Here is a 17133-nt window from a genome sequence, read left to right as displayed (position 1 = left end):
AAAAATTAATCGCCATCGTTATCACGATAATCAACGCTAATATTGAAGGCTTGTAACATATCAACTTTAAAAGATACTACCAATAACTGTAATGCATCATAAGCTTCAGTCATTTTTGTATTATCTGTATTTATTTGATCGTAAAAACTATCATCTAAAGCTTCAATTTTTTCTCTGGCATCTTCAAACTTCGTTGCAATTTCGGTTACTAAATCTGCTCTATCTAAGCTAATTAAATAGCTTTCAAAACTTTCACCAGAACCACTTCCTGAAAAGGCATCGCCATAAAAAACAGCTTCAACAGCACTTAAAGCTTCTAAAGCCAAATCTTTTGAAAATGCTTTGGCATATAATGCTTCAACTGTTTCTGGTAAAGGATCTGTAGAAAAAACACCTGCTGGAGTCCCAAATTTATTCAATCTTAATCCTTTTTCGAAATAATAAATAAAATCGTTTGTAAATTTATTTAAAGAGCTTGTTGCCGTATTTCCTGTTTGGCTTACAAAAGTATTTCGGTAAGAACTATTCCAGTTTGTTAAAACACTTGATGTTAAGCTTTCCATTTGATCTATTAAATCTGAAAGATAACTTGTATAGTTTTCACTTTGGTAAAACGTTAATATATCGGTGTCGTTATCGGCTAAACCATATATCATATAATCTACAGCAGGAAAACCAACGGCATCGTTGTTATTTGTATGTGTTAAATCGTAAGAACCAGAATTTATATTTGCAGATATATCGTCAATATTTGTTGGGTAAATATTCATTTGGAAACCATAAAGTACCGTTTCTGCTTCACCAATATTAAACATTTCAACATACTGCCATGCTGTGTAAGCAGTTAACCAAGATGCTCTTAAAGCCTCTAAATTGGCTTGATTTGGTGTAGCTACAAAATTGTTTTTAGCTTCTGTTAGTGCCGAAAGCTCGGTTTCTAAATCTTGAAAAGCCGGAATAATGATATTATCGGCTAAATTTACAAGAAGTGCGCTTCTGTCGTAATTATCGGTAGTTCCACCACTGCCACCAGATGAAGAAGAACTACAAGCTATAATAAAGCCAATAATTATAGTTCCTAGAATAATTTTTTTCATTTTTATTTTTTTTTACAAAAATACTAAAAGTTGCCATTGTAAATTAATACAACAGCAACTTAAAAAACTAAATTAATAATGTATGTGTGAATTAACTTCCAGCTTGCTCTGTTGTGAAGTTAAAACGAGAGGCTATTTCTGTAGCCATAGCATCTAAATCGTCTGTAGAAATGTCCCAGAAACCATTACCATCTGTTAAGGTTGCAATAAAAGCATCTACTTCGGCTTTAGTAAAATATGGCTCGTCTGAATTTGGTTGTCTTGTAAACTGTAAGCTATAAACAAAACCAAAACCTTCAGATAAATCGTGAAATGCAGAAGCATAATCTACACCTAAATTTAATTTTCCTTGTAATAAGTAATAAACAGCTCTTACACCAATTACTTCAGATAACTTTTCTTTAATAACTTCGGCTTGAGCATCTCTTACATCGTAATTTTTAGCTACAATTGCTGCTCTTCCTAATTTAAAAGCTTCGTAAATTTCGTCTGCAATACCTGCAAAATCGTCATCATCTTCTACTCTACCAATATATTTATTTAAGAAACTATCTGCACCTAAATCTGCATTTGGGTTTGTAGCATCAGCATTTAATCCATAAACATAACCGTAAGCTTCGTCCCATTTATGCTCCATGTTTGTATACGATTTTCCATCGGCAACAACATCGGCATCATTATCTGCTACATTTGATCCTGCATCTAAAACCGCAGGACTTAAATAGTTGTTTAAAGCTTGATCGACCATTAAAGCTCCTATTAAACCTTTATTAATTGCCTGATTATACTCTAAACCTTTTGCGTTTACATATCTTGTAGAACCACCACCAGCTTCTTGAATTTTACCCGCAGTTCCTGAAACAGCATCTGTATCCCAGTTAGGGAAAACTTCATCAACTTGTGCTGCAATCCAAGAGTCGAACTCTGCTTTAATAGCGCTTGCATCTGTTGTATTTGCAGAAAAATAATCGGTTGATGCAGCTGTTTTACTTCTAATACTTTTATCTGATGCATTTAAATCGGCATCACTAAAATCGCTTTCTCCTTCGGCATGTGCAAACATAGCATCTAAAACCGCTTCGGAATTACTAGTTTCGGTTAGAGCCGATAAAAACTCTTCTCCCATTAAAATTCTAGTGGTTTGCCCATTAAAATCTACTGTAGGTTCACCGTCTCTAGTAAAAGAATAAGATGCAGGAGCTACTACTCCAGAATCTCCTCCATTATCGTCGCTAGAACAGGATACAAAAAAACTCCCCATAACAAGAGCACTTAAAACAATCTTTTTCATTTTTTGTTTATTTAGATTAATTTAAAATAGTTTGGCGCAAATATAATATCCAACTCTTGATTAAAAAAGAATAATCTTAAAAAAATGTTAATTTAATGATAATTATTAAAAATTTTCAGCGCCTCGTTGTAAGCGCTTTCAAAACTCATAGCATCTAAATTATTCACATGTTTTGCTGTGAAGTAAGATAATAGTTTTTCGGTAGGCATATTTCCGGTAAGTTCATCTTTGGCCATTGGGCAGCCACCGTAGCCCTTAATAGCGCCATCAAAACGCAAACAGCCGGCGCTATAAGCTGCATCAACTTTTTCGTGCCATGAATTCGGCGAGGTATGCAAATGTGCACCAAACTCAATATTTTTATATTTGGGAATTAAGTTTGAAAACAAATAACTAATAGTTTCTGGTGTAGAATTACCAATGGTATCGCTTAATGAAATAGTATTTACACCCATTTTGGCTAATTTTTCAGTCCACTCGCCAACAATATCAACATTCCAAGGATCGCCGTAAGGGTTACCAAACCCCATAGATATATAAACTACAACTTCTTTGTTGGTTTTTACTGCAATATTTAAAATTTCCTTTAGTGTATCGACCGATTGTGATATTGTTTTATGCGTATTGCGCATTTGAAAGTTTTCTGATATTGAAAACGGATATCCTAAATAATTAATAGCTTTGTGCTTTGAAGCATCTTGAGCTCCCCTAACATTGGCAACAATGGCTAGCAACTTACTTGTTGTATTTTCTAAGTTTAATTGAGATAAAACTTCGGCCGTATCAACCATTTGAGGAATGGCTTTAGGCGATACAAAACTTCCAAAATCTATAGTATCGAAACCTACCCGCAACAACGACTGTATGTATTGCACTTTCTTCTCGGTTGGAATAAAGGCTTTTATACCTTGCATAGCATCGCGAGGACATTCAATTATTTTGATATTATCAGTCATTAAATCCTAAAAAAAGTTTTTAAATATACAGCATAAAGTTCATAAAACATAAATTTCATAAATATGTGGTTTTCATAAAATTTACATATTTATTATTATAACCTCATATATATGTTATATTAATATTTTTTTAACAAAAATTACACTAATATGTTAATGTATTTTAACTTAAAAAGTTAACCCTTAACACTTTAAACGAATAATTTATTGTTTTATCGTCTTTTTTTGGGCTCACTTCTAGTTGCTTCTACATTTGTTATATGCAACGTCCCAAAACATCATACATTAATACACGAAACATATTTTGTTCGCTTATTTTAGCTCTGAGTTTTTTTATTGTAAAAGCACAAAATGATTTGTTTTGCGGAACAACTACTTCCAAAGAACGTGTAAATTACTATAATAGTTTAAAACCTCAGTTAAAAAGCTTTGAAACTGAATACAATATCAAAACAGCCAAAGGTAACTTAGATAAAACTTCTGATTTAAATTACATACCTATTAAGGCACACATTATTAGAATGTCCAATGGATCTTCTGAATTTACTGTAAAAGATTTAAATGAAGCCATAGAAAATTTAAACGATATTTATAAAGAAGCTGCTATGAGTTTTTATTTGTATGGCGGTATTAATTACATAAATAATGATGACTTATACCATTATAAAAAAGGTGATGAATATAAGCTCCTTTCTAACAATTATACAAATAATGCAATAAACATTTATTTTATTGATAATTTAGAAAATGTTTCAGGTGAAAGTATTTGTGGATATACCGAAGAGCGCTTAAACATTATAGCTATGAAAACGAGTTGTGCAATAAATACAACCTCTTTGGCTCATGAAATTGGTCATGTTTTTTCTCTAGTTCACACTCATGGCTGGAGTGACAATGGAAGTACAACTGAATTAGTAGATGGAAGCAACTGTGATACCGATGGTGATGGCATATGTGATACGCCTGCTGATCCAGGCTTATCTTATGATAATGTTGATGATAATTGTAAATACATAGCTAGCATAACTGATGCTAATGGAGATTTTTACTCTCCAGATGTGGAAAATATTATGTCTTATTCTCCTAAATCATGTAGAGCATCATTCACAAGCCAACAATTTTCAAGAATATACGCATACTATAAATTGGTTAAAGAAAATTTTTCTACAGATTATTCCGATTTAAACAACACTAATATTTTATCTGAAATTAAAATTTACCCAAACCCGGTAACTGGAGGTAAAATTAGCTTTAATTTATCTACTTTTGAGAATGCTGTGACATACAGAATATCAAATTTACAAGGACAAATATTACGCCAAGGAGAAACAACTACAACCGAAATTGATGTAAACAACTTACCTAAAGGCAGCTATTTAATTTCATTAAAAGATGAAAATAACAGCGTGGTTAAAAAATTCATTAAATAGATTTTAATATTGCCTTATTTATTTGCTTTATTAAACTTGGTCCTTCGTAAATAAAGCCGGTATAAATTTGAACTAAATCGGCACCAGCTTCAATTTTTTCTAGAGCATCGTTAGCAGAATGAATACCGCCAACTCCAATTATTGGAAAAGACTTATTACTTTTTTCTGAAAGGTATTTAATTACACTCGTACTTTTATCCTTAATAGGTTGTCCGCTTAAACCGCCATTACCAATTTCTTCTAATCGCTCCTTTGAAGCTTTTAAATGACTTCTATCTGTAGATGTATTACTAGCAATCACACCATCAAGATTAGTTTCTTTAACTAAATCAACAATTTCATCTAATTGATTATTGTTTAAATCGGGTGCAATTTTTAATAAAATAGGTTTTTGCACATTAAACGTATTGTTTGCTTTTTGTACAGCTGCAATTAATTCTTCTAAATAATCTTTATCGTTTAATTTAGCATGACTACCAACATTTGGGCAGCTTACATTAAGTACAAAATAATCAACGTAAGGATGTAATGCATTAAAACACTCTAAATAATCTTTGGTATAATCTTCGGGTTTTGTTTGGGTATTTTTACCAATATTTCCACCAATAATTAATTTACCCTTATTCTTTTTTAGTTGAGAAATAGCGGCTTCTAATCCTTCGTTATTAAACCCCATTCGGTTAATAATACCTTTATCATCCTTTAGCCTAAATAATCGTTTTTTAGGATTTCCAGCTTGTCCTTTTGGGGTTACCGTACCAATTTCAATAAAACCAAAACCAAAATTCGCTAATTCGTTGTACAACACTGCGTTTTTATCGAAACCCGCTGCCAACCCAACAGGGTTTTTAAATTTCAATCCAAACAATTCGCGTTCTAATCGCTCATCTTCTATAACATATAAACTTTTAAAAAGTGAAGGAATACCCGGTATTTTAGAGGTCGATTTTATTAACGAAAAGGTAAAATGATGAATTTTTTCTGGATCGAATTGAAAAAATAACGGACGAAGTAATTGTTTGTACATCTGTATGGTTTGTGCAAAAGTAAGTGTAAATAAAAAATCAACCAATTACTAAACACAAAAAATTAATAATTGTATTTTAGTAGTTCGAAAATAACTGATAATTTCTACTCAGAACCCAATCTAAAAACAGCATGATTTCAAAAGACCATATTATAAAACGTTTTATAAGTTACGTTACTGTTGATACCGAATCTGACCCAACATCGAACACTACACCAAGCACCGAAAAACAATGGGATTTAGCAAATAAACTTGTTGAAGAACTTAAAACTATTGGCATGCAAGATGTCGAGATTGATGAGAACGCCTACATCATGGCAACCTTACCAAGTAACGTGGAACACGAGGTACCAACCATTGGTTTTATTTCTCATTTTGATACGTCTCCAGATTTTACCGGAGCCAACGTAAATCCTCAAATTATTGAAAAATACGATGGCAAAGACATTGTTTTAAATGAAGCTGAAAATATTGTATTATCGCCAGATTATTTTGAAGATTTATTACAATACAAAGGTCAAACTATAATTACAACAGATGGTACAACCCTTTTAGGTGCCGATGATAAAGCTGGAATTTGTGAAATAATTTCGGCTATGGAATACTTAATTAATCACCCTGAAATAAAACACGGAAAAATTAGAGTTGGCTTTACTCCAGATGAAGAAATTGGTCGTGGCGCTCATAAATTTGATGTTAAAAAATTTGGAGCCGATTGGGCATACACCATGGACGGCAGCCAAATTGGCGAATTAGAATACGAAAATTTTAATGCTGCAAGCGCTGTGGTAAATGTAAAAGGCAAAATTGTACACCCTGGTTATGCCAAAGATAAATTGGTAAACTCCATGTACATTGCTCAAGAATTTATAAACTCATTACCTAGAATTGAAACTCCAGAACACACTGAAGATTATCAAGGTTTTTTCCATCTACATAATATTAACGGTAATGTTGAAGAAACTAAATTGCAATACATAATTCGCGACCACGATAAAATGCATTTCGAGGCTAGAAAAGAAGTTATGGTAAAACTTACCAACGAACTAAACTCTCAATACGGTAAAGAAGTTATTGAAACCGTTATTACAGATCAATATTTTAATATGAAGGAAAAAATTGAGCCTGTTATGCATATTGTTAATATTGCCGAAGAAGCCATGAAGCAAATAGATATAGAACCTATTATTAAACCTATTCGAGGCGGCACCGATGGTTCTCAACTAAGCTATATGGGTTTACCATGCCCTAATATTTTTGCTGGCGGACATAATTTTCATGGACGTTACGAATATGTTCCGGTAGAAAGTATGATTAAAGCCACCGAAGTTATTTGTAAAATTGCGGAGTTGACTGCTTTGAAAAACTCATGAAATGACAAATACTGTTTTATGGCAAAAAATAAACGATTTTAAATTAGATGATGAAAATGCTGCATTTAATTTTACGCATAGACTTGCAAGAGATAATAATTGGACATTAAGTTTCGCCCAAAACGTAATTCTAGAATACAAAAAATTTATTTATTTGTGTGCTGCTTCTAATGCTCAAATCACACCTTCCGATGCAGTTGATCAAGCATGGCATTTACATCTTACATACACAAAATCATATTGGAAAGACTTTTGCTTAAAAACAATAGGCAAAGAAATTCATCACAACCCAACTAAAGGAGGTAATCAAGAAAAGGATAAATTTTCAAATTGTTATAATTTAACTTTTGATGTCTATAAAACTGAATTTGGAATGTCGCCACCAGAAAAAATTTGGTTAAATACTAAAAAAAGATTTCTAAACGTAAATTACAAACGCATAAACTTAGATAACTATTGGTTAATTAAAAAACCTTCTTCTAATATTAGAACAAATATTTCAATATTAGTTTTAGGGTTAATTTGTTCTACGCTATTTATTCAAGCCAATAATAATTCCTCTACCATTATAATATTAATTATTATTATTTTTATTCTAATACAAATTTTTAAGAAAGGTAAAAACAATAATAACGATGGCTGTGATACAGGTTGTGATTACTCTGATGACTCTGGATGCAGTAGTGGTTGTGGTGGTTGTAGCGGCTGCGGAGATTAAAATTTATTAGAACATGAAAAAACCAACATCTGTAGAAGAATACATAGAAAGTCATGCTAACTTCTCTGAAGCCTTAACGCTTTTAAGAACCCTTATTTTATCTACAGAAGTTGAAGAAACCATTAAATGGAATGCTCCTGTTTACACGGTAAATGGCAAGAATGTTATTGGTTTAGGTGCCTTTAAAAACCATTTTGGTATTTGGTTTTTTAATGGTGTGTTTTTAAAAGACGAATCTAAACTTTTGGTTAATGCGCAAGAAAACAAAACAAAAGCATTACGACAAATGCGTTTTGAAACCTTTGAAGACATTAACAAAAAACTTGTTCTGGCTTATGTGAAAGAAGCTATTGAAAACCAAAAATTAGGTAAAGAAATTAAACCTGAGCGCAAAGGTAAAACTGTAACTATTCCTAATGAATTAAAAACCGAATTAACCAATAACGACAAGCTAAACGCTGCATTTAAAAACTTAACTCCTGGTAAACAGCGAGAATACTGCGAATATATTGAAAGCGCCAAACGTGAAGCTACCAAGCAAACCCGATTAGAAAAAATAAAACCTATGATATTAAATAACATAGGTTTACATGATAAATACAAAAATTGCTAAAGCAGCTATAAAGCTACTTTTGTACCAATAGATTTTCCTTCGATAATATCGATAATTGTATTTGGGTTTTTACCATTTGCTATAAATGTTGGAATATTTTTAGCTGCAGTTTTTTGAGCAAAACCTAATTTTGATCCCATACCTCCGCGACCTTCACCTTCGGTTTTTCCGCTGTCCTTAATGTATTTTGCAAGATTTTCGTTGGGGTTTACTGTTCTAATCACATCGCTATCAGCTTCTTCTGGATGTCCATCGTAAAGTCCATCAATATCTGTTAAAATAATTAATTTATCAGCATTAATTAATTCAGCAATTAAACTCGCAAGTTCATCATTATCGCTAAACATAGAGTTTGTAACAGAAACAGCATCATCTTCATTAGCTACAGGAATTACACCTTCAGATAGTAAACCTTCGTAACAGCTTCTCATATTTTCGCGATGTACACCTGCTTTAAAATCGTTTTTTGTTGGTAAAACTTGAGCACACTTCATGCCATAATCATGAAAAATACCATAGTAAAGTCGCATCATTCTTGGTTGCCCAATTGCAGAATAAACTTGACGCCGTTGGGTTCTATCTTCTATGTTAGATCTGCCTAAAACTTCTTTTCCTGCTATTACAGATCCAGACGATACTAATACACAAATAATATCGCGCTCGTAAAGTTCTGCTATTTGCTTTACAAGACCTTCTAAAACAGGTTTTATAATACGGTTATCTTTGTTGGTCATTACATTAGTACCAACTTTTATTACTATTTTTTCTTTGTACATTTTAATGTTCTTTACCAAGTTCTACTGCTCTGTTAAATGCAGCAAAAGCGGCTTCTTTAATTAATTCGTTTACATTGTTATCTTCCATAGAGTCTAGAGCTGCTCGTGTTGTTCCTCCTTTTGAGGCTACACGCTCCATCCAAGAATTTGGCGATAAGTTCGATTGCTTAAAAAGCTCGACGGCACCAGAAAAGGTCTGACTCACCAAAACTGTTGATTCGTTTTTAGAAAAACCCATTTGCATAGCGGCTTCCATCATACTTTGCATAAAGTAAAACACGTATGCAGGCCCACTACCACTAATTCCTGTGGAAGCATCAATTCGCATTTCGTTGCTTACTTGTAAAGATTTTCCTGTGGTATCTAATAAACTTTCTACAGTTAACATTTCTATTCGTGAAACTTCTGGAGATATAACGTAAGAAGTTAAACCTTTACCTATTTTTGCAGGTAAATTTGGCATTGCTCTTACTATTTTTTGTAAACCAGTGTGCTCTTTTATTGAAGCAATGGTAACTCCTGCCATAATAGATATTACTATTTGTTGGCTATTTACCATAGGCTTTATAGTTTTAAATAAAGCTTCGGCGTGATAGGGCTTTACGGCTACAAAAATAATGTCTGCTTCGGGAACGCAATCTTTTAAATCACTAAAAGCATCAAAATGTTCCATTTGATTTAGTGCTTCTAACTTTTCTTCAGATTTATCTAAAACCATAATATTCTTGCGCTTAAGAAGTTTTGATTTAGACATGCCTTCGGCATAAGTAAGCCCCATGTTTCCTGCTCCAATTACTAATACTTTCATTGTGTATGTATTTGTTGTTTTTAAATTACAATTCTATATAAACAGCATACAATCTTTTGTTTCCTTTACCTCGCCATAATAAGTTTGACGGTATTTATACAAGGTTTTTATAGGCAGACCAAACAAGCATCTTTTTATACTAGTTACTTGTGTGGTTAATTCGCCCATTTGGATGGTATGTAGTTTTTCGTAAGTTGTTTTTCTTTTTACTTGAATAATTTTCATTTATATTTTATGTTTTATTTTGAAATACTTATCTGGTTAATCGCATTTCTAAGTTATTTTTTTTAAACCCGTGTTTTTCAAAAAGCGAAATTGCCTGATTATTTACATTTATATGTATGGCTATATCACCTTTGCAATAAAACTTTGCATGTTTTAACAAAGTCTCACCTAAACCTTTACCTCTTTTATCTTCTTTTACAGCTATATAAACCAGAATGTTCTCGGGAATATATTCGTTCATTCCGGTTCTATTAATCACGATAGCTCCTAGAATTTCATTATTTCCTTCTATTACAAACACATAACCACCTAAACCAGAAATTTCTTTAGTGGCATAAAGAATTGATTTTTTAATAGCGCGCTTAGTATCTCTAAACTCGCCAGAGTATGTATACAAGAAATGGGCTATTCTATTTATATCATTAAATGATAGCCTAGAAAAAGCATCAAAAGTTTTTATAGTCATATAAAAAACGATTCACCTACAGTATTTATAAAAATGCTGAAAGTGAGACAATTTATAATAATGAAACAAGGAAATTTAACGCATTAAACCATAAAGGTTGAAGCGATTTTAAACAGCTACGTAAAATAAATACTGATTATAAGGTAGGAGGAATAAATTTATCTGATTGTGTTCTAAAAACCAGAAAGTTAAAGTTGAAGATTCTATTATTTTGCTTTTCGTGCAATTTTATTCCCATATTACAAATTTACAAAACAACTGCACTAAAGTCAAATTAGCTTTGTTAAGATAAACACAAAACTTATTGAATACTCATTTTAGTTTAACTACAGTTTCTAAAATGCTTTTCTGAGTTTCGTATTTTATTGTTTTAAATGAATCTAGTTCAAAAGGCTGATTTGTTCTTAATTTATTGTCTGAAAGATATATTTCCAAATGCGATAAACAATCTAACATTTTTAATTGATTGTAAAGTTTTTCGTTATTAGACATTAAATATGAAGAATATTCTTCATGTACATCAATTGATGATACCAAATTCGATTTCATAAAAGATTTAAGATATAAATAGGTGTTTAAAGCAATTAAAGCTACAGTTAAAGCTACAAAATAATATGACATTTTAGGGAGTATTTATTATTTATCTATTATAAAGACAACCAAATAGTTATTTACCCTACACCTAATTTAATTTTTTTATAAAAAAAGCACCTATTTTTTAATTAGGTGCTTTTATACAATTTAATCTATTTTTATAACTTACATTTTGATAATTATAAATTCTGATCTTCGGTTTAATTGATGGTCTTCTTCTGAACATTTTACACCATCACTACAACCATTTACTAATTGGCTCTCTCCGTAACCTGCTCCTGTTATTCTATCTGGGTTTATTTGCCCTTCTTCAATAATATACACTTTAGTTGATTTATTTCTTCGTGTTGATAAAGCTTCATTATACACCTTAGTCGCTCTACTATCTGTATGAGATCGTACTTCAATCTCCATAGTTGGATACTGCTTTAACACAGCTATTACCTTTTCTAGTTCTACCGCTGCATCTGGACGTATATTATGTTTATCAAAATCAAAATAAATTATTGGTATGTTTAGCGTTTTAGCCAAATCGTCTCCAACTTGTATTGGCTTAACATCTCGAACTAAGTTTAAATCTTGCGTTAGCTTTTCAAAGCGATTGGTACTAACAAAACGATTTTCACTTGACTCATAATCTACTTTTTCTCCTCTAATCAAATATTCTGTATCACAACTTACTTCTAAACTATAAGCTCCTTTTTTATCTGTAATGCTTTCTGCAATTATATTACCTAAAGCATCTTGTAAAATTACTTTAGCCTTAGCTAAAACCTCTTGTGTTTCTGCGTCTTTTAAAACACCTTGCAACTCTTGCTTACATTCTGGTAAATTAAAAGCATAAATATCGTCATCGCCTTTTCCTCCCTTTCTATTAGATGTGAAATAACCTTGACCTTTCTCATCGTTAATATAATAGGCAAAATCGTCTTGCTTACTGTTAAATGGCTTTCCTATATTTTGTACTTTAAATGTTCTTGATTCAGAACTTGAGTATTGTGATTCAAAACTTTTTACCACATAAACATCTAAACCTCCTAAACCAGGATATCCTGTCGATGAAAAATATAAATCGCCGTTATCACTTATAAATGGAAAACTTTCTGCGCCTTCTGTATTTATAGTTATACCTAAATTCTCTGGTTCGCCTAATGTGCCATCTTGGTTAATATTTACCACATATATATCAGACTGTCCAGTACTTCCTGGCATATCTGAAGCAAAATACATTTTTGTCCCTTCTTTATTAATAGTTGGATGTGCAACGCTATACTCATCATTGTTAAAGTGAACACTTGTTAGGTTATTATAACCTCCATTTTCATCGATTTCTGCTCTATAAATTTGAAGACGATTAAACTTTTTATCATCCTCTGAATATCGACTTTTAAAATAGTTATTACGCGTAAAGAATAAATATTTACCGTCTGGCGTATAAGCAGCCGATGATTCGTGATACTTTGTATTTATGTCTAAACCAAATTTATTTACTTTGGAAAAATTTCCTTCGGCGTCTATTTCTGCAGAATAAAGATCTAAATATGGTTGCTCGTTCCAACTATATAATTCGCCAGTACCACGAGATGAAGAGAATATTAAATTACCGTTGTATAAAGTTGATCCAAAATCGGATAATTCTGAATTTATCTCTAAATTTTTAACCTCGGCGTCTTTATAGCTTATCTTTTCTATTTTACTTAAGTAATCTTCTGTAGAGGCGAATGCCTTCGCTCTTAAATCTTGTGGTTTTTGTGCTTCAAACTTACGCATCCATTGATCTGATAATTCATAATTACCAATACCTTTTAAAGCTTGTGCATATCTGAAATAATATTCTGGATCTAAATTTCCGGTTTCTATTTCCATTAATTTTCCATACCATTTTGATGCTGATTCCATTTCATTATTAAAATAGAAGGAATTACCTAATTTTTTAAACATCTCTTCAGATTCATGTCCTTTTTCAGCTACTTCTAAAAACACCTCACTAGTCTTTACATATGCTAAATTGTCGTAATTCTTTTTCGATATCTTTTTTATTAATTTCTCCTGAGCATTTACAGATAATGCTGGAATTAATAATAGTATATATAAGTATATTTTTCTCATAATTAATATTTTTTAAAAGAATCTTGGTGAAATTAAACGCCCTACTTTTTGCAACTCATATCTTAACATGATTTCATGGGTTCCACTATTATAGTTATTCAATTCGGTACTTGTTAAATCGTACGCATAACCTATTAATAAACCATCGGTTACTTGAAACCCTACTAAACCACTAAACGAATCATCCCAACGATATGCTAGCCCCAAAGTAAACTTTTCATTAAAAAGTGCATTTACCGATAAATCTGCTATTATTGGTGCGCCTTCCACTGCTTTTACTAAAAATGCTGGTTTTAATTTAGTGTTTCTGTTTATATCAAAAACATAACCTCCAATTAAAAAGAAATGCAAACGCTCAATAGCTACAGATTCCTGAAAATCATCATAATGTTCCGTTTTAACTACATTGGGAACTGACAGTCCTACATACCATTTGTCTGAATGCAAATAACTTGCCGCTCCAAATGTTGGAGATATTAAATTTACATTTTGATTAAACAAATTATCTGAATTTTGATATCTTCCTTTACTCCAATCTAAATCTAAAAAATGAACACCTCCTTTTACTCCAAATGAAAATTCTAACCCATCGCTATTTACAGGAATGGTATATGAAAAGTTGACATCTAAATTAGTCTCTACTGAAGGTCCTAGTTGATCACTAACTATATTTAGGCCTAACCCTAGCCTTTCATTCCTTAAAGGTGAATGTATACCAAACGTCATAGTTTTGGGAGCCCCATCTACACCTACCCACTGTGTTCTGTATAAGCCAGTCATACTTAAAACATCTCGTTGGCCAGCATAAGCAGCATTAACACTCATAGTATTGTACATATACTGTGTGTATTGAGCATCTTGCTGCCCAAACGAATCTTTTGTACTAATCAACGCTATAAAAGTAATTAGCGCTAAACTCTTTCGAAATAATGATTTTTTTATCATGGTTTTTCTATCTTAAGGGATTTTTTTAGTTTACCTGTTTATATATATCCAACCTACTTTTGGTTTTGATCCGTCTTTTAAATCTAAGATATAATAATAGGTTCCTACTGGTAATTGTTCTTTTTTATTATAAGTTGCGCGTCCATTGGAAATACCATCCCAATCATTTTGATAATTAGAACTCTCGTAAACTATGTTACCCCAACGGTTATAAACTCTTAATATATTATTTGGATAACTATTAATACAATTTATAATAAATGTATCATTAATTCCATCTCCGTTAGGAGAAAATTCATTAAAAGTTATTAAACATCCTAATTCTGTTACTGTAGGATCGTCTTCTGTGTTTCCATCAAAATCGTCATCATCGTCACTAATATCATCTACTAAATCCCCATTTGATGCTACGCCATTAGCAAGTACTGTATTTGATACACCTCCTGCATTTAAGGCTTCTTCTGTTATTACAAAACTAGCTGTATAAGTTGCTATTTCTCCTACTAACAACGTTCCTTCTTCACTACCTAAATCTGAACTATCAAATTCTAAATCTTCAGTCAAACTCATTTCAACTCCATTTACATCTGTGAAAACATCTTCCAGTATTAAATCTGTTATTATCATATTTCCAGTATTCTCAACGTAAACTGAATAAGTAATTCTATCGTTTACATCTGTTCCTGATGTATGAGCTATTTTAACTACTTCTATAGCTCCCAAACATTCAACACTAGAGGTTACTGACACTGTTCTAGAATCTGACATATAAGAACATGCATTTTTTGGATCTGTACCATCGTTAATCTCATCGGCATCGGTTACACCATCACCATCACAATCAGTTGTCGCTGTTATTGCTACTGTGATATCTGATACGTTATAATCACACTCATCTTTTGGATCAGTTCCATTAGCTATCTCATCGGCATCGGTTACACCATCTCCATCACAATCGGTTGTCGCTGTTATTGTTTCTGTAATATCTGATACGTTGTAATCACACTCATCTTTCGGATCGGTTCCGTTGGCTATCTCATCGGCATCGGTTACTCCATCACCATCACAATCGGTTGTCGCTGTTATTGCTACTGTGATATCTGATACGTTGTAATCACACTCATCTTTTGGATCGGTTCCATTAGCTATCTCATCGGCATCGGTTACACCATCTCCATCACAATCGGTTGTTGCTGTTATTGCTACTGTGATATCTGATACGTTGTAATCACACTCATCTTTTGGATCGGTTCCATTAGCTATCTCATCGGCATCTGTTACACCATCTCCATCACAATCGGTTGTCGCTGTTATTGCTACTGTGATATCTGATACGTTGTAATCACACTCATCTTTCGGATCGGTTCCATTAGCTATCTCATCGGCATCTGTTACACCATCACCATCACAATCGGTTGTCGCTGTTATTACTACTGTGATATCTGATACGTTGTAATCACACTCATCTTTCGGATCGGTTCCGTTGGCTATCTCATCGGCATCGGTTACTCCATCACCATCACAATCGGTTGTAGCTGTTATTGATACTGTGATATCTGATACGTTATAATCACACTCATCTTTCGGATCGGTTCCGTTGGCTATCTCATCAGCATCTGTTACTCCATCACCATCACAATCGGTTGTAGCTGTTATTGATACTGTGATATCTGATACGTTATAATCACACTCATCTTTTGGATCGGTTCCGTTGGCTATCTCATCGGCATCGGTTACTCCATCACCATCACAATCGGTTGTCACTGTTATTGTTACTGTGATATCTGATACGTTGTAATCACATGCGTCGGTAGGATTTGTACCATTACCATCATCTATTCCATTACCATCGGGATCAATTTCATCTCCATTTGTTACTCCATCACCATCACAATCTGCATCCGACCATGTAGCATTATTTAAATCTCCTGTAGTTACCAATGGATCACAAGGATCATTCGGATCACTTAGCGGACCTCCAGGAATATTAGTTGGATCTAAAGGTGTATTAGGGTCATCAATTCCTGTGGTTTCTTCGCAATCGGTTAATCCATCTCCATCAGTATCTAAAGCACTTGGACAACCTGGAATTGAAACTGAAATTTCAGCTACATTTGAAACATTACCACCATCATCTTGAACAGTATATGTTATGGTTGTTGTTGCATTATTATAACCTGGAACTGGATCAAACGTTACAGTGCCATCTCCATTGTCTGTAAATGTTCCTTCTCCTGGCACAGTAAAAGTATTTTGTTGACCTGGAGTATTCGGGTCTAAATCAATAGATAAATCATCAATAGTACCGTCTGTATCTGTATCATTATCTGTAATATCTATTATAACATTAACATCTTCTGTAGTAGTACTGCTATCATCATTTGCTACAGGATCATCATTTACCGAGTTAACCGTAATATCTACCACTGCTGTTTCACAATCGCCATCCGCATCGCAGATCTGATACGTGATTTGATCTGGACCATTGTAATCGCCTGTTGGCGTGTAATCTATCGTATCGTCCGTTGGGTCATTTGGTGTGCCCCCATCGTTTACCGTGGCGGTTCCATTGCTCGCGCCACTGGTGATAGTTATCGTGCCGGTGCTTGGACCATCGCCGCCAAAACTATCGTCGTCTAATACTACAATGTTTACTGTATCGTCTTCATCTACACTTGCCGTATCGTCCGTCGTGCTTGGTACAT

15 protein-coding genes and 1 pseudogene are annotated in these 17133 nt (G+C 33.0%); 4 read left to right on the top strand and 12 right to left on the bottom strand.

The genetic code is table 11. The annotated features are described in order from the left end of the window. Positions 1-5: 5 nt before the first annotated feature. The 3 genes from LG649_RS13940 to LG649_RS13930 all read right to left on the bottom strand — a co-directional run bounded on the left by LG649_RS13940 (position 6) and on the right by LG649_RS13930 (position 3344). Positions 6-1097: an imelysin family protein gene (locus tag LG649_RS13940; RefSeq protein WP_226544435.1), complete on the bottom strand. Its 1092-nt coding sequence runs from the start codon at positions 1095-1097 to the stop codon at positions 6-8. A gap of 91 nt (positions 1098-1188) precedes the next feature. Next, entirely contained in the window at positions 1189-2388 is a 1200-nt protein-coding gene (locus LG649_RS13935; RefSeq protein ID WP_226544434.1) for a DUF4856 domain-containing protein, read from the bottom strand. A gap of 92 nt (positions 2389-2480) precedes the next feature. Continuing rightward, the gene (locus LG649_RS13930) at positions 2481-3344 is read right to left on the bottom strand and encodes a hydroxymethylglutaryl-CoA lyase (RefSeq protein WP_226544433.1); all 864 of its coding nucleotides are present in this window, start codon (positions 3342-3344) and stop codon (positions 2481-2483) included. A 260-nt stretch (positions 3345-3604) separates the two neighbouring features. On the opposite strand from LG649_RS13930, the gene LG649_RS13925 reads away from it, so the two are divergent. Next, entirely contained in the window at positions 3605-4774 is a 1170-nt protein-coding gene (locus LG649_RS13925; protein ID WP_226544432.1) for a zinc-dependent metalloprotease, read from the top strand. Here the strand turns inward: LG649_RS13925 and LG649_RS13920 are convergent. Continuing rightward, positions 4767-5801: a quinone-dependent dihydroorotate dehydrogenase gene (locus LG649_RS13920; RefSeq protein ID WP_226544431.1), complete on the bottom strand. Its 1035-nt coding sequence runs from the start codon at positions 5799-5801 to the stop codon at positions 4767-4769. The genes LG649_RS13925 and LG649_RS13920 overlap by 8 nt on opposite strands. 131 nt (positions 5802-5932) lie before the next feature. Here LG649_RS13920 and pepT point away from each other — a divergent pair, with 131 nt between their 5' ends. From pepT to LG649_RS13905, 3 genes are read left to right on the top strand one after another with little or no spacing between them, the layout of a single operon-like run. After that, the gene (pepT, locus tag LG649_RS13915) at positions 5933-7174 is read left to right on the top strand and encodes a peptidase T (protein ID WP_226544430.1); all 1242 of its coding nucleotides are present in this window, start codon (positions 5933-5935) and stop codon (positions 7172-7174) included. A gap of 1 nt (position 7175) precedes the next feature. Further along, positions 7176-7892 (top strand): glycine-rich domain-containing protein, encoded by a 717-nt coding sequence (locus LG649_RS13910; RefSeq protein WP_226544429.1) that lies wholly within the window; start codon positions 7176-7178, stop codon positions 7890-7892. A gap of 13 nt (positions 7893-7905) precedes the next feature. Beyond that, positions 7906-8505, top strand: coding sequence for a YdeI/OmpD-associated family protein (locus LG649_RS13905; protein WP_226544428.1), 600 nt, complete (start codon positions 7906-7908; stop codon positions 8503-8505). Between the two features lie 5 nt (positions 8506-8510). Here the strand turns inward: LG649_RS13905 and proB are convergent, their stop codons facing one another. The 8 genes and pseudogenes from proB to LG649_RS13865 form a co-directional block, all read right to left on the bottom strand. Then, positions 8511-9281, bottom strand: a complete 771-nt coding sequence (gene proB, locus LG649_RS13900; RefSeq protein WP_226544427.1) for a glutamate 5-kinase — start codon at positions 9279-9281, stop codon at positions 8511-8513. Position 9282: 1 nt separating this feature from the next. Continuing rightward, a pseudogene (gene proC / locus LG649_RS13895) lies at positions 9283-10092 on the bottom strand (pyrroline-5-carboxylate reductase); the annotation flags it as partial. A 30-nt stretch (positions 10093-10122) separates the two neighbouring features. After that, the gene (locus LG649_RS13890) at positions 10123-10314 is read right to left on the bottom strand and encodes a hypothetical protein (RefSeq protein ID WP_226544425.1); all 192 of its coding nucleotides are present in this window, start codon (positions 10312-10314) and stop codon (positions 10123-10125) included. 28 nt (positions 10315-10342) lie between these two features. Then, positions 10343-10780: a GNAT family N-acetyltransferase gene (locus tag LG649_RS13885; RefSeq protein ID WP_226544424.1), complete on the bottom strand. Its 438-nt coding sequence runs from the start codon at positions 10778-10780 to the stop codon at positions 10343-10345. A gap of 312 nt (positions 10781-11092) precedes the next feature. Beyond that, positions 11093-11401, bottom strand: coding sequence for a hypothetical protein (locus LG649_RS13880; protein ID WP_226544423.1), 309 nt, complete (start codon positions 11399-11401; stop codon positions 11093-11095). 138 nt (positions 11402-11539) lie between these two features. After that, complete coding sequence (locus tag LG649_RS13875; protein WP_226544422.1) at positions 11540-13483, bottom strand: OmpA family protein; 1944 nt, start codon at positions 13481-13483, stop codon at positions 11540-11542. 12 nt (positions 13484-13495) lie between these two features. Continuing rightward, positions 13496-14428: a PorP/SprF family type IX secretion system membrane protein gene (locus tag LG649_RS13870; RefSeq protein ID WP_226544421.1), complete on the bottom strand. Its 933-nt coding sequence runs from the start codon at positions 14426-14428 to the stop codon at positions 13496-13498. A gap of 30 nt (positions 14429-14458) precedes the next feature. After that, a partial coding sequence (locus LG649_RS13865) for a T9SS type B sorting domain-containing protein (protein WP_226544420.1) occupies positions 14459-17133 on the bottom strand: 2675 nt, incomplete at its 5' end.

This window comes from Neotamlana laminarinivorans (assembly GCF_020523925.1).
Taxonomy (GTDB): Bacteria; Bacteroidota; Bacteroidia; order Flavobacteriales; family Flavobacteriaceae; genus Neotamlana; species Neotamlana laminarinivorans.
This window is presented reverse-complemented; position numbering and strand designations above follow the sequence as displayed.

Excerpts from the sequence above, each read along its gene's own strand:
- LG649_RS13920 (WP_226544431.1), bottom strand. The coding sequence starts at position 5,801 with ATGTACAAACAATTACTTCGTCCGTTATTTTTTCAATTCGATCCAGAA.
- LG649_RS13910 (WP_226544429.1), top strand. The coding sequence starts at position 7,176 with ATGACAAATACTGTTTTATGGCAAAAAATAAACGATTTTAAATTAGAT.
- pepT (WP_226544430.1), top strand. The coding sequence starts at position 5,933 with ATGATTTCAAAAGACCATATTATAAAACGTTTTATAAGTTACGTTACT.
- LG649_RS13890 (WP_226544425.1), bottom strand. The coding sequence starts at position 10,314 with ATGAAAATTATTCAAGTAAAAAGAAAAACAACTTACGAAAAACTACAT.
- LG649_RS13940 (WP_226544435.1), bottom strand. The coding sequence starts at position 1,097 with ATGAAAAAAATTATTCTAGGAACTATAATTATTGGCTTTATTATAGCT.
- proB (WP_226544427.1), bottom strand. The coding sequence starts at position 9,281 with ATGTACAAAGAAAAAATAGTAATAAAAGTTGGTACTAATGTAATGACC.
- LG649_RS13935 (WP_226544434.1), bottom strand. The coding sequence starts at position 2,388 with ATGAAAAAGATTGTTTTAAGTGCTCTTGTTATGGGGAGTTTTTTTGTA.
- LG649_RS13880 (WP_226544423.1), bottom strand. The coding sequence starts at position 11,401 with ATGTCATATTATTTTGTAGCTTTAACTGTAGCTTTAATTGCTTTAAAC.
- LG649_RS13905 (WP_226544428.1), top strand. The coding sequence starts at position 7,906 with ATGAAAAAACCAACATCTGTAGAAGAATACATAGAAAGTCATGCTAAC.
- LG649_RS13930 (WP_226544433.1), bottom strand. The coding sequence starts at position 3,344 with ATGACTGATAATATCAAAATAATTGAATGTCCTCGCGATGCTATGCAA.
- LG649_RS13885 (WP_226544424.1), bottom strand. The coding sequence starts at position 10,780 with ATGACTATAAAAACTTTTGATGCTTTTTCTAGGCTATCATTTAATGAT.
- LG649_RS13925 (WP_226544432.1), top strand. The coding sequence starts at position 3,605 with ATGCAACGTCCCAAAACATCATACATTAATACACGAAACATATTTTGT.
- LG649_RS13875 (WP_226544422.1), bottom strand. The coding sequence starts at position 13,483 with ATGAGAAAAATATACTTATATATACTATTATTAATTCCAGCATTATCT.
- LG649_RS13870 (WP_226544421.1), bottom strand. The coding sequence starts at position 14,428 with ATGATAAAAAAATCATTATTTCGAAAGAGTTTAGCGCTAATTACTTTT.